Raw genomic sequence first — 12,852 nt, 5'->3', positions numbered from 1 at the left:
GATGACTGTTGAGAACCACCCGTTGATTGTAAAAAGTATTGCCTGGCAAGACGAGACGGCTACGCAGGCCTTCGCTCAGACGCTGGCAAGCCGGCCCTCCATCGGCAATGCCATGATTGAACTCAGCGGCGACCTGGGCGCCGGCAAAACCACATTTGTGCGCCACCTGCTCAAGGCACTGGGCGTGCAGGGCCGCATCAAAAGCCCGACCTATGCCGTGGTGGAGCCCTATGCCGTAGATGTCCCGGGTTTGGGTTCAACATTGAACATCTGGCACTTCGATTTTTACCGGTTCAACGATCCGCGCGAGTGGGAAGAAGCCGGCTTCCGCGATATTTTTGCGAGCCCCGGGCTCAAGCTGGTCGAATGGCCTGAAAAGGCAGGCAAACACCTGCCAAAACCGGACCTGCTGCTGGCCATTGAGGTGCAAGGCAACGAATCGCGTACGGTCACATTGACGGCCCACACAGCCGCCGGCAAGGAACTGCTCGCATGAACAAAAAAACACCTTCGAGTAAATCGGCCCGGCCCACCCGCCGTATGGCCCTGCAAATGGGCACGGTGGCATTGCTGCTTGGCACGCAGCACATCGCGCGCGGCGCAAGCATTGTGGCCGTGCGGGTTTGGCCGTCCAAGGATTACACCCGCCTCACAATCGAGTCCGATGGTGAAATCAAGACACGCCAGTTTTTTGTGGCCGAGCCGCCGCGCCTGGCGGTGGATATTGAAGGCATTGACCTGATACCCGCCCTGCGCGAACTGGTGGCCAAGGTCAAGTCAGATGACCCGAACATCTCGGGCATCCGCGTCGGGCAAAACGCACCCGGTGTGGTACGGCTGGTGATAGACCTGAAGCAGCAGATACTCCCGCAGGTGTTCACGCTGGCGCCAGTTGCAGCCTACAAGTACCGGCTGGTGCTTGACCTCTACCCGGCACAGGCTGCGGACCCGCTGGAAGTCCTGATTGCGGAAAAACTCATAGACAACCGATCAACCGCGCCCCGTACTGAAAATCCCCCGGCAGCGGCCCACGACCCGCTGGGCGACCTGATTGCCCAGCAGTCGGGTAAACCGGCCTCAAGTGCATCATTGTCGCCAGGCAAACCTGCAGACAACAAAGCGCCGGCGGCAAACTCAGTACCGGCAAAACCACCAACGGCGATCGCCTCCGCGCCCAATGGCAAAACCGACCGGCTGGTGATCGTCGCCCTGGACCCGGGCCATGGCGGTGAAGACCCCGGCGCGATCGGTCCCGGCGGCACGCGTGAAAAGGACGTGGTGCTGCAGATTGCCCATCGCCTGCGCGACCGCATCAACCAGCAGCCGAACATGCGGGCCTACCTGACACGTGATGCCGATTTTTTTGTTCCACTCCAGGTCCGTGTGCAGAAAGCACGCCGCGTGCAGGCCGATCTTTTTATCAGCATCCACGCCGATGCCTTTTTCACGGCCAGGCCGCAGGGCGCAAGCGTGTTTGCGCTCAGCGACAAGGGCGCGTCCAGCAGTGCCGCACGCTGGATAGCCGACAAGGAAAACTCGGCCGACCTGGTGGGCGGCATCAATGTCAAAGCCAAGGATGCGCAGGTTCAAAAAGCCCTGCTGGACATGAGCACCACCGCACAGATCAAGGACAGCCTCAAACTCGGAACCGCCATGCTGGGTGAAATCGGCAGCGTGGGCAAGCTGCATAAACCCAAGGTCGAGCAGGCCGGTTTTGCGGTATTAAAAGCACCGGACATTCCCAGCGTGTTGGTCGAGACCGCCTTTATCAGCAATCCCGATGAAGAGGCCAAGCTGCGCAGCGATGACTACCAGGTGCAACTGGCCGATGCGCTGATGCGCGGCATCAGCCGCTACTTTGCGCACAACCCGCCGCTGGCACGCAACCGGCAGATATAGCACGCCCGCCCTGCAGCGCACAAGGAATCACCCCTCGCTGCACACAATATGTTTCAACCGAAACGCTGTGCCCACAATCTGCAACGGTTTTCTCCTACAGAATTAACCTTTGGCATGGCCTACATTCAATTCACAGGCAAAGCCGGATCATCACAGCACCAAACAAGGTTGCTGAAATGGACGGCGGTAGTGATAAATGAGTGAAGAGCCTGGAACTTCCAATAAAAGGTACTCAATATGAACTCGAAACTATTAATGTCAACGGCCGCGTCCGTGATCGCACTGTCGGCCATGGTGGGCTGTGGCACCAACCCCACCAACGCACAAATAGGTACGGCCACCGGCGCAGTGCTGGGTGGCGTTGCAGGCAACGCCCTCTTCGGCGGCACGCTGGGTACAGTCGGTGGCGCAGCTGCTGGGGCCGTGATCGGCAACGAAGTTGGTAAAAAACGCTGACCTGTTCGCGGGCGGCGCAGGCCGGCCCGCGCATGGGCGCAAAGGGATGGTTCAAGCAGTTGAAGCCCATCCCTCTTATTAAAAAAACATAATGGGCCTGAACGGGCTTTAGAAAGTATCCAGAATGAAATCAAAACTCCTGATGACCATGGCCGCATCCATCCTCGCCTTGTCGGCCATGGCGGGTTGCAGCTCCAACCCCACCAGGACCCAGATCGGCACCGGCGTAGGTGCCGTTGTTGGCGGTGTGGCCGGTAATGTGCTGCTGGGCGGCCCGCTGGCCACCATTGGCGGCGCAGCCGCTGGTGCGCTGATCGGCAATGAAGTCGGTAAAAAACGCTAAGCGGCAAACCCGGCAGATACGGTCAAACGGGGTAAATCAGTGAGTTGAGAATCATCTCGCTGTCGTACACGCAAAGGCGGCTCCTGAATTTCAGGGTGCCGTCTTTTTTTATGATGTCGTCGATATACCGGCCCACGTTGTAGACCTCGCTCACACTGCCCGGTTTGGTCCGGAATACCGCATAGTTCGCCTCGGCCCGAACCACGTCGCCTTCCTGCGAGAGGACTCGCGCAGGGCTGACGACATGGCGCATGTAATAAGGGCCGTGGTAAATGGTCTGCGTGATGCCATAGACCCGGTCTTTCATCATGCCCTGGCTCTCCAGCGCGATCAGCGCCAGCGGCAGGCCGCGGTCGAAGTTTTCCCGGGCCTGCACCTTGTACTGCCCATCTTCAACAAAGAAAAGCGGCCAGTCGTCAAAACGTTTTTCATCCAGCGCGGCTGCGTAATCTGCATTGAGCCGGTCGATCTCGTATTGCAGTTGAAGCCTTTCAACCAGATCAAGGCGAACGGGGTTGGTGCTCATACCGCCATCACCTTTCGCCAGTAAACGTACATGCTGCGAATCAGTGTTTCAGTCACCATGTGTTCCGTCATCTCGGTACCGGTGCCGCCCAGCTCACACAGCGTTGCCCCGCTTTCACCGGCCTGTTCAAAACCATCCTGGCTGAACTCTATGACCTCGCCATCGTCCGCGCTGACAAAGCCTGCCGGCCCGAACAGGTTGGCCTGGCGCAGGCGCCGCTGTGTCATCTCGGGCGTGTCGTCGGCAAAACCGAAATGTGTCCAGACAAAATCAAACTCGCCCTGCCCGCGCGGCACGATGTGGCGTGTGCTCAAGGAGTTCACCTGCTGCTGGATGATCAGGCTGGGGAACAGCGTGATCATGGTCACTGTCGGCATGATGTCGCTGCCCGGGCTGGATGGATCCGCCACCCGCCACCAGGGTTCCGGCACAACGTCCAGCAAACGGTCGTCATGCAAGGTCATGTTGGCCTTGAAGCTGGTCACGCCCTCGGTGACGGCGGCATTGCTGCCGCCCTCGTTGCGGCGCGAGATCATGACGGCATGGCGGCCCTGGGCATCCATCACCATGCGGCTTTTCTGGTCGGCACGCCACAGGCCGAATGTCACAAACCAGGTGTGCAGCAGGCCCGGGTGGTAAGGGTCTTTGATGTTCTCCATCATCAGTTTCCAGTTGCCTGGAATCCGCTGGCGGTTGTAACCCAGCAGGGTCAGTTTTTTCGCCCCCTCGGGGCCTTTGAAGATACGGTCCAGCCACGGCATGACGTTGGGGCCAAGATAGTCCTCCAGCGGCTCCGTGTCTTCGCTGAAAGTGGCAAACACCAGGCCGTGCAGAATGCCCACGCGCAGTTTGGTCAGGCCGTGGTCCTTCAGGTCAAAGCCTTCGGGCATGCCGCCGTTGGTGCAGTCCCCCTCCTTGACGCCATCCTTGAAAGGCAAACCCGCCAAGTCGCCATTGAGCTTGTAGGTCCATTGGTGGTAGGGGCAGACAAAACTGCGGGCATTGCCCTGCTGTGTCTGGCAAAAGCGCACGCCGCGGTGGGCACAGCGGTTCTCGACCACGCGGATGCCGTGGTCCGCACCGCGATCTTTTGGCGCCACGCGGTCTCGGACCATCAGGACCTGCCGCTCCCCCACATGGCTCAGCCTGTAGTCGCCCACATTCGGGATTTCAGCCTCCAGGCCGACATAACACCAGTGCGCGCCGTAAAAGATCTTCTCAAGCTCACGCTGGTAAAGCTGCGCGTCGGTGTAGGCCCAAAAGGGGACGCGGCTGGAGCCGGGCTGGCTCCAGCGCGAAAATTCAGTGCTTGAAAGGGTCGGCGCGTTCATGGTTCCCCGCTTTGAAATGGCGAACAGAAATAATACGCTTACTTATTACCTGCCAGCAGCCGGGGTTTGCCCGAACCCCATGCTGATCAGGTGGATGGCCTTGCCTTGCGCCCGGCCTTCCACGCACCAAACAGCACCAGCAGGCCCGGAATCAGGATCATGGCCCATATTATTTTTTCCAGGTGTTCCTTGACAAAAGGCACGTTGCCGAAAAAATAGCCCGCCGTGACGATGCCGCCCACCCACAAGACCGCACCGCCGATGTTGTAGAAGGTGAACTTGCTGCGCGTCATTTGCGACACACCGCCCACAAAAGGCGCAAAGGTGCGCAAAAAAGGCATGAAACGTGCGGCCACGATGGTGATGCCGCCATAACGCTCATAAAACGCATGGGCCTGGTCAAATGCCTTTTTGTTGAAAAACCGGGATTGCTCCCACTGGAAAACCTTGGGGCCGAAGTAGCGCCCGATGGAGTAATTGCACTGGTCGCCCAGCACCGCGGCAACAAACAGCAGGCCCACGGCCAGCGGGTAACTCATCAGCCCCACACCGCACATGGTGCCCACCACAAACAGCAGGGAATCGCCGGGCAAAAACGGCATGACCACCACGCCGGTTTCCACAAAAATAATCAAAAACAACAGGGCATAAACCCAGACGCCGTAGTTGGTGACAAAAGCCTCCAGGTGTTTGTCGATGTGGATGATGAAGTCGATGAGAAAGGTAACAAGTTCCATGCCCCCGATTTTGACAGGTCCGCGGGCAGCGCTTCCCTGCCCCTCAGCCTAAAATTCATGGCAATGAATGATCTGACCCAAACCCGCCGCCCCATCCGCGACCTGCCCGATGACCTGATCAGCCAGATTGCAGCGGGCGAAGTGGTGGAGCGACCGGCCTCCGTGGTGCGCGAACTGGTCGATAACGCGCTCGATGCCGGCGCCACGCAGGTCACCCTGCGGCTGCTTGCAGGCGGCGTACGGCTGATCCTGGTTGAAGACGACGGCCTGGGCATTCCGCGCGAGGAACTGTCCATCGCCCTCAGGCGCCACGCCACCAGCAAGATCGCATCGCTGCAGGACCTGGAAGCCGTGGGCACCATGGGTTTCAGGGGCGAGGCGCTGGCCGCGATCAATTCGATTGCCGACATGAGTTTGTTGTCCCGCACCGGTGACTCCGAACACGCCTGGCAACTGGACGGCCGCACCGGCGAACTCAAACCCGCCGCGCGCAACCGCGGTACCAGCGTGGAGGTGCGCGAACTGTTTTACGCCACACCGGCACGCCGCAAATTTTTGAAGACAGACGCCACCGAGCTTGCCCATTGCATTGAAGCCGTGCGCCGCCATGCGCTGGTGCGGCCCGATGTCGGTTTTGCGATCTGGCATGAGGGCAAGCTGGTCGAGCAATGGCGCGCCTGCAGCGCCGGCTCCGCGCAGGAAGCCCACGACCAGCGCCTGGCTGACGTGTTGGGCAGCGACTTTGTGACCCAGTCTGTCATCGTCAACTATGAAAGCTCGGCCCGGCGCGCCGACGGCTTGCCCGCCCTGCGCGTCTGGGGGCGCGCCGGCATTCCGGATGCGGCACGCTCGCGCGCCGACCAGCAGTTTGCCTACGTCAACGGCCGTTATGTGCGCGACAAGGTGCTCACGCATGCGGCACGCAGCGCCTATGAAGACGTGCTGCACGGCCACCGCCAGCCGGTGTATGCGCTGTATGTCGAGATGGACCCGGCGCGCGTGGACGTGAATGTGCACCCGACCAAGATCGAGGTGCGTTTTCGTGACAGCCGCGAGGTGCACCAGGCGGTGCGCCACGGCACCGAGAACGCGCTGGCCACGCCACGCTCAAGCCTGCCCGGGCACACAAACAGCGCCGAAAACACCGCGGAGAACCAAAACCATGCCTCGCAGGGCTCATTTTCAGATGAAAACAGGCCTGTAGCCGCCTATTCCTGGGCGCAACCAGCTATCAATTTCGGAGCACCCAGAAACCACGGGGTTTCCGATTTTGAGGCTATGTGGCCGTCGCCGAATCCCTCAGCCGTTCGTCCCGAGCCCTTCGGCGCAACCCAGGACAGGCCTGTCCAAGGGTCTGACGCGCCATATGCCCCGACCGGTGCGGGCCAAATGGTCAACACCGACCTGCCTCCCGGCGACTGGCCACTGGGCCGCGCCATCGCGCAGTTGCAGGGTATTTATGTGCTGGCCGAGAACACCCAGGGCCTGGTCATCGTGGACATGCACGCCGCCCACGAACGCATTGTTTATGAACGCCTGAAAACCCAGATGGACAGCAGCAGCGGCACAGGCATCGCCAGCCAGCCGCTGCTGATCCCCGCGACCTTTGCCGCCAGCCCGCAGGAAGTCGCCACCGCCGAATCCAGCGCCGAAACCCTCGCCACCCTGGGCCTGGAGATCGCGCCGTTTTCACCAAAAACACTGGCCGTGCGCGCCGTGCCCACCAGCCTGGCGCAGGGCGATGCGGTAGAACTCGCCCGCAGCGTCCTGGCCGAGCTGGCCCAGCACGATGCCAGCACAGTCATCCAGCGCGCGCAAAACGAGCTGCTGTCGACCATGGCCTGCCACGGCGCCGTACGCGCCAACCGCAAGCTCACCATCGACGAAATGAATGGCCTGCTGCGCCAGATGGAAGCCACCGAACGCTCAGACCAGTGCAACCACGGCCGGCCGACCTGGCGCCAGGTGAGCATCAAGGAACTGGACGCATTGTTCCTGCGCGGGCGCTGAGCGCCATATTGCGACTGGCGGCGCAAGCACCTTTTCGGGGATCGGAAGACACACATCCAGGCCCGAACCTTGCGGCCTGGCTGTCTCACCCCATTTTTCCATCGAATTTTTAGTCAAATCAGCCGCTAGCCCTTTAACCTTGAGCGCAGGAGGCTATGAATTGTGTAGCAAGCCAGCGCCGTGAAACAGACCGATGCAGCCCTCCGGAACCTGAACATCGCAGCCGCCCATGCTCGTTTCACCCCATAGCGGTGCAATCCTGACCCACCCCTCCCATCAACAACACCAATCAGGTGCGTTTTGACGCGCGCGCCTTGGTCACGCACCAATATGGACATAAGCCCATAAGCATTTGGCATAATGTCGGGTTGCGCTGCCGCATAACCCCTGTTTTTGAAGAAAGCCTTTGCATATGAAGTACGAGTCCGTCGACCAATTCCTTGAACAGGTCGCACAGCGCAACCCCGGACAACCCGAATTCCTTCAGGCCGTGACCGAAGTCATGGAAAGCTTGTGGCCTTTCATCCAGAAACACCCAAAGTACGCCGAGCACGGCCTGCTGGAGCGCCTGGTCGAACCCGAGCGCACCGTCATGTTCCGCGTTTCCTGGATTGACGACCACGGCACCGTACAGGTCAACCGCGGTTACCGCATCCAGCACAGCATGGCGATTGGCCCGTACAAGGGCGGCCTGCGTTTCCACCCCTCGGTGACCCTGTCGGTGCTGAAGTTCCTGGCCTTCGAGCAAACCTTCAAGAACGCGCTGACCACGCTGCCCATGGGCGGCGGCAAGGGCGGCTCCGACTTCGACCCCAAAGGCAAGAGCCCCACGGAAGTCATGCGTTTCTGCCAGGCTTTTGTGTCGGAGCTGTTCCGCCACGTGGGCGCTGACACCGACGTGCCGGCTGGCGACATCGGCGTGGGCGGCCGCGAGGTCGGTTTCATGGCCGGCATGTACAAGAAGCTCAGCAACCGCGCCGACTGCGTCTTCACCGGCAAAGGCCTGGCTTTCGGCGGCTCGCTGATCCGTCCCGAAGCCACCGGCTACGGCACGGTGTACTTCGCACAGGAAATGCTCAAGACGCAGGGCAAGTCATTCGAAGGCAAGACTGTGTCTGTGTCCGGTTCGGGCAACGTGGCGCAGTACGCCGTTGAAAAAGCCATGGCCCTGGGCGCCAGGGTCGTGAGCGTGTCCGACTCCAGCGGCACCGTGTACGACAAGGACGGCTTCACCACCGAAAAACTGGCCATCCTGATGGAGATCAAGAACCACCGTTATGGCCGTGTGAACGACTATGCCGCCCAGGTCGGCGCCGAGTTCCAGCCCGGCAAGACGCCATGGCACATCCCTGTGGACGTGGCCCTGCCCTGCGCCACGCAAAACGAGCTGACGGTCGAAGACGCCGCCGTGCTGATCAAGAACGGCGTCATCTGCGTGGCCGAAGGCGCCAACATGCCATCGACCATCGAAGCAGCCAAGGCCTTTGAAGCCGCCGGTGTGTTGTACGCGCCGGGCAAGGCCTCCAACGCCGGTGGTGTCGCTACGTCAGGCCTGGAAATGAGCCAGAACTCGGCCCGCCTGTCCTGGCCGGCAGAAGAAGTCGATGCCCGCCTGCTGCAAATCATGCAGGGCATCCACTCTGCCTGCCTGAAGTACGGCAAGCGCGCCGACGGTTCGGTGAGCTACATCGACGGCGCCAACGTGGCCGGTTTTGTCAAGGTCGCAGACGCGATGCTGGCCCAGGGCGTGGTCTGAGCACCTGCCGGTATCGACAAAAAAGGGGCCTCACGGCCCCTTTTTCTTTGGGCAAGCGTCATCTGCAGACTGGCATTACCATGGACCGTCCACAAGCGCCACAATCGCCTTTCAGGAGACTCCATGAAGCAGCTCATCCTCGCCAGCGTCCTGGCCTTCGCCGCAGCCCCCTTGTTGGCACAGCAGCCCTCTGCAGCCTGTGAGGCCAAACGTGCCCGCATTGAAGCCCAGATCAGCCAGGCGCAGGCAGCAGGAAACAGCCGGGAAGTGGCTGGCCTGCAAAAGGCCTTGCGCGCCAACAAGGCCCATTGCAGCGACGCCTCACTAGCCGCCGAGCGCGAGCGCGAGATCCGCAAGGCGACTAAAAAAGTGGCAGCGCGTGAAAAGGAACTGGCCAAGGCCAAACGCAAGGGCGATCCCGACAAAATCGCCCAGCGGCAAAGCAAGCTCGATGAAGCACGCCAGGAACTGGCCGAGGCGGAAAAACCACTACAGCCCTAGCCGCTGCAACGGGCTGAGCCTTTTTTGAGAACTTTTTGCCGGCTGCACCACTCCATCAGCCGATGAAACGCTGGCCCCTGCTTGTCTCCCTGGTTCTGATAGCTGCCATCACGGCCGGCTGCGCAGCCCTCGACGAAAAACAGCGCGCCTGGATTTTCCAGCCCAGCGACCGCAGCTGGAACGGCGCCCTGGCGGCGGCCGACGGCATGGACGACGTCTGGATCGACCTCAAGGCCCGGCCCAAGGAAGAGCCCGGCAGGCTGCATGGCCTGTGGCTGGCCGCCGAACGGCCGGATGCCCCCATCCTGCTTTACCTGCACGGCGCCCGTTACAACGTGACCGGCTCGGCACCGCGCATGCGCCGCATGCAGGAGCTGGGTTTTTCAGTGCTGGCGGTGGACTACCGCGGTTTTGGCAAAAGCACACCCTTGTTGCCTTCCAAAGAAAGCGCCTACGAAGACGCCCGCAGCGCCTGGGACTGGCTGGCGGCAAAGTACCCCGGGCGCCCACGCTATATCTTCGGCCATTCCCTGGGCGGGCCGATTGCCATCAACCTGGCCGCCGCAGTGGACGACGAGCGCGGCACGATTGTCGAAAACACTTTCACGTCCATAGCCGACGTGGTCAGCAGTTCCAAATGGGGCTGGTTGCCGGTCTCGATGCTGATCACCCAGCGTTTTGAGGCCGTGCGCCAGGTCGGCAAAATCGGCTCGCCGCTGCTGGTGGTGCATGGCGGCGAAGACCAGCTCATACTGCCGGACCTGGGGCGCAGGCTGTTTGAAGCGGCGGCAGAACCCAAGCTGTTTGTGCTGGTCGAGGGCGGCTCCCACCACAACACCAACCAGGTCGGCCAGCCGCAGTACCGGCAGGCGCTGGCGCAACTTTTTTCGCTGAAGCAAGAGGCGCGAACCAGCCTGGTCAGCCCATAGTCCGGCCGGGCAATCTGATAACCTCAGACGAATGCCTGTGTCCACCCCTGAAATTTCCGCAACTGCCTCTTTGAGTTCTACCAACGCCAGCGAACAGGCCCCCATGTCCGCCGGGCTGATTGTCCTGATCCTGGCCATGCTGCTGGGCATACAGCCCGTCACCACAGATTTGTACCTGCCCGCCCTGCCGGCGCTGACCGAAGGTTTTTCCGCACCCATGGCACAGGCGCAGCTCACGCTGAGCGCGCTGCTGCTGGCTTTTGGCCTGTCCCAGCTCATCTGGGGCCCGCTGTCCGACCGTTTTGGCCGGCGCCCGATACTGCTCTGGGGCCTGACGGCCTACACACTGGCATCCATTGCCAGCGTGCTGTCGCCCTCCATCGCACAACTCATCACCTGGCGCATTGTGCAGGGCGCGGCGATGGGTGCGGTTGTGATGTGCGCGCGTGCCATTGTGCGGGACCTCTACCCGCCGAAAGATGGCGCCCGCATCATGTCCAAGGGACTGACCGGCCTGGGCCTGCTGGCCTGCATCTGCGCGCCGCTGGGCGGCCTGCTGACGGAGCTGTTCAGCTGGCGCGTTGCACTGATGGCGCTGACGGTATTTGGCTGCATCACGCTTGCGCTGATCGCGCTCCGCTTCAAGGAAACGCTGCAGCACAAAAACCCGCATGCCCTGCGTCCGGCCACGCTGTTTCGTACCTGGCTTGAAATTCTCCGCAACCCGGCATTTCTTGCATATTCGGCACTGTCAGCAGCCACTTATGGAGCGCTGTTTACCTTTCTCGCCACTTCCTCATTTGTGTTCATCAAGATATTCGGCCTGAGCAATGCCGGTTACGGACTGATGATGTTTTTCACCGGCATTGCCTACATCGCAGGGACTTTTATCTGCAGGCGGCTGTTGCCCCGTTTCGGCCTGCGCCAATCGCTCGCCATCTCCGGGGCACTGTGCCTTGCAGGCGGTGCGCTGATGGCAGGCCTTGCCTGGGCCGGTGTGCAGAACGTCTGGGCCATCATCCTGCCGCAGCTCCTTTTCATGGTCGGCCACGGCATCAACCAGCCCTGCGGCCAGAGCGGCGCGGTCGGCCCCTTTCCGGCATCAGCCGGCGCCGCATCGGCCATCAACGGCTTCCTGATGACAGTGGTGGCGTTTTGCATAGGCGGCTGGCTGGGCGTGCACATGGACGGCACCATCATGCCCATGGTCAATGGCATGTTTTTCTGGTGTGCAATGATTGCCATCACTGCCTGGACGGTGGTGAGGAAATACGGGGAGCTTGCGCATGAAACCGCAACAAAGCCCTGACGGCGCCTCAGGCATGAACAAATACATTGCCATCGCCGGCCCTACGGCATCCGGCAAAACCGCTGCTGCGCTGGCGATTGCGCAGCATTACCCGGTTGAGATCATCAGTGTTGATTCGGCCCTGGTGTACCGCGGCATGGACATAGGCACAGCCAAACCCACAGCGGCCGAACTCGCTGCCGCGCCGCACCACCTGATTGACATTCGCGACCCGCTACACGCCTACAGCGCCGCCGAGTTTGTCGCCGATGCAAAAACACTGATCGACGAGATCTCTGCGCGCGGCAAGCTGCCGCTGCTTGTCGGCGGCACCATGCTGTATTTCAAGGCCTTGTTTGACGGGCTGGACGACATGCCCAAAGCGGACCAGGCCATACGCGCGATGATTGCCGCTGAAGCACTTGAAAAGGGCTGGCCGGCGCTGCATGCCGAACTGGCAAAGATCGATCCGCTCACAGCAGACAGGCTGGAGCCGCAGGACTCGCAACGCATCTCGCGCGCGCTGGAGGTGTTCAGGGTTTCAGGGCAGCCACTGTCATTTTTCCACCAGCGTAATGCTACAAAAACCGTCGCTGATGGCGCACAGCAACCGGCGGCCGCAGCCCTTATCTCCCTTGAACCGACGGAGCGAAGCTGGTTGCACGAACGTATTGCCGCGCGTTTTGATGCCATGCTGGCCGCCGGTTTTATCGACGAGGTCAAGACCCTGCGCGCGCGCGGCGACCTGACGCCCGACCTGCCCTCCATGCGCTGTGTGGGTTACCGCCAGGCCTGGGAAGCTCTTGACGGTACATCGCCCATGGCTGAGCTGCGCGACAAGGGTGTCTTCGCCACGCGGCAGCTGGCCAAACGCCAGATCACCTGGCTGCGCTCCATGCCGCAGCGCCATGTGATTGCCTGCGATGGAGAGCAGCCCCTGGCGCTCATCCTGCAAAAGGTCGCGCAGTTCCTCGACGGCGCATGAACCGGGCGGGCAAGCCGCCTGCTTGATAAGGACCGCCATTGATGCAAGAATGAGACGCGCCTTCAGCGCACCTGTCTCGCCTGCCCCGAGT

General features: G+C 61.3%; 13 protein-coding genes. 10 read left to right on the top strand and 3 right to left on the bottom strand.

The window, feature by feature from the left end; genetic code table 11:
• The first annotated feature begins 1 nt into the window (after position 1).
• From tsaE to ACFQND_RS03280, 4 genes are all read left to right on the top strand, one after another.
• Positions 2-496, top strand: a complete 495-nt coding sequence (tsaE, locus tag ACFQND_RS03295) for a tRNA (adenosine(37)-N6)-threonylcarbamoyltransferase complex ATPase subunit type 1 TsaE (protein WP_371434590.1) — start codon at positions 2-4, stop codon at positions 494-496.
• Positions 493-1,899 (top strand): N-acetylmuramoyl-L-alanine amidase, encoded by a 1,407-nt coding sequence (locus ACFQND_RS03290; protein ID WP_377412291.1) that lies wholly within the window; start codon positions 493-495, stop codon positions 1,897-1,899. The genes tsaE and ACFQND_RS03290 overlap by 4 nt, the downstream gene beginning before the upstream one ends.
• A gap of 237 nt (positions 1,900-2,136) precedes the next feature.
• Positions 2,137-2,355, top strand: a complete 219-nt coding sequence (locus ACFQND_RS03285; RefSeq protein WP_371434588.1) for a glycine zipper 2TM domain-containing protein — start codon at positions 2,137-2,139, stop codon at positions 2,353-2,355.
• Positions 2,356-2,479: 124 nt separating this feature from the next.
• Complete coding sequence (locus tag ACFQND_RS03280) at positions 2,480-2,698, top strand: glycine zipper 2TM domain-containing protein (RefSeq protein WP_371434587.1); 219 nt, start codon at positions 2,480-2,482, stop codon at positions 2,696-2,698.
• A gap of 22 nt (positions 2,699-2,720) precedes the next feature.
• Here ACFQND_RS03280 and ACFQND_RS03275 read toward each other — a convergent pair whose 3' ends face one another.
• The 3 genes from ACFQND_RS03275 to ACFQND_RS03265 form a co-directional block, all read right to left on the bottom strand.
• Entirely contained in the window at positions 2,721-3,224 is a 504-nt protein-coding gene (locus ACFQND_RS03275; RefSeq protein WP_371434586.1) for an aromatic-ring-hydroxylating dioxygenase subunit beta, read from the bottom strand.
• Entirely contained in the window at positions 3,221-4,555 is a 1,335-nt protein-coding gene (locus ACFQND_RS03270; protein ID WP_371434585.1) for an aromatic ring-hydroxylating dioxygenase subunit alpha, read from the bottom strand. Before ACFQND_RS03270 ends, ACFQND_RS03275 begins: the two co-directional genes overlap by 4 nt.
• An 86-nt stretch (positions 4,556-4,641) precedes the next feature.
• Positions 4,642-5,292: a DedA family protein gene (locus tag ACFQND_RS03265; protein ID WP_371434584.1), complete on the bottom strand. Its 651-nt coding sequence runs from the start codon at positions 5,290-5,292 to the stop codon at positions 4,642-4,644.
• Between the two features lie 63 nt (positions 5,293-5,355).
• Here ACFQND_RS03265 and mutL point away from each other — a divergent pair, with 63 nt between their 5' ends.
• From mutL to miaA, 6 genes are all read left to right on the top strand, one after another.
• On the top strand, positions 5,356-7,302 hold the full coding sequence (gene mutL, locus ACFQND_RS03260; protein WP_371434583.1) for a DNA mismatch repair endonuclease MutL: 1,947 nt from the start codon (positions 5,356-5,358) through the stop codon (positions 7,300-7,302).
• Between the two features lie 412 nt (positions 7,303-7,714).
• Positions 7,715-9,058 (top strand): NADP-specific glutamate dehydrogenase, encoded by a 1,344-nt coding sequence (gdhA, locus tag ACFQND_RS03255; RefSeq protein ID WP_371434582.1) that lies wholly within the window; start codon positions 7,715-7,717, stop codon positions 9,056-9,058.
• 123 nt (positions 9,059-9,181) lie between these two features.
• Positions 9,182-9,559: a DUF1090 domain-containing protein gene (locus ACFQND_RS03250; RefSeq protein ID WP_371434581.1), complete on the top strand. Its 378-nt coding sequence runs from the start codon at positions 9,182-9,184 to the stop codon at positions 9,557-9,559.
• A 62-nt stretch (positions 9,560-9,621) separates the two neighbouring features.
• Positions 9,622-10,488 carry an alpha/beta hydrolase gene (locus tag ACFQND_RS03245; RefSeq protein WP_371434580.1) on the top strand — a complete coding sequence of 289 codons (867 nt, stop codon included), beginning with the start codon at positions 9,622-9,624 and terminating at the stop codon, positions 10,486-10,488.
• Positions 10,489-10,591: 103 nt separating this feature from the next.
• Positions 10,592-11,797, top strand: a complete 1,206-nt coding sequence (locus ACFQND_RS03240) for a multidrug effflux MFS transporter (RefSeq protein WP_371434641.1) — start codon at positions 10,592-10,594, stop codon at positions 11,795-11,797.
• Positions 11,775-12,761: a tRNA (adenosine(37)-N6)-dimethylallyltransferase MiaA gene (gene miaA / locus ACFQND_RS03235; RefSeq protein WP_371434579.1), complete on the top strand. Its 987-nt coding sequence runs from the start codon at positions 11,775-11,777 to the stop codon at positions 12,759-12,761. Before ACFQND_RS03240 ends, miaA begins: the two co-directional genes overlap by 23 nt.
• Positions 12,762-12,852: the final 91 nt, after the last annotated feature.

This window comes from Polaromonas aquatica, from assembly GCF_042659145.1.
Taxonomy (GTDB): Bacteria; Pseudomonadota; Gammaproteobacteria; order Burkholderiales; family Burkholderiaceae_C; genus Polaromonas; species Polaromonas aquatica.
The sequence above is the reverse complement of the archived record's forward strand: the minus strand, read 5'-3'. Positions and strand labels throughout refer to the sequence as shown.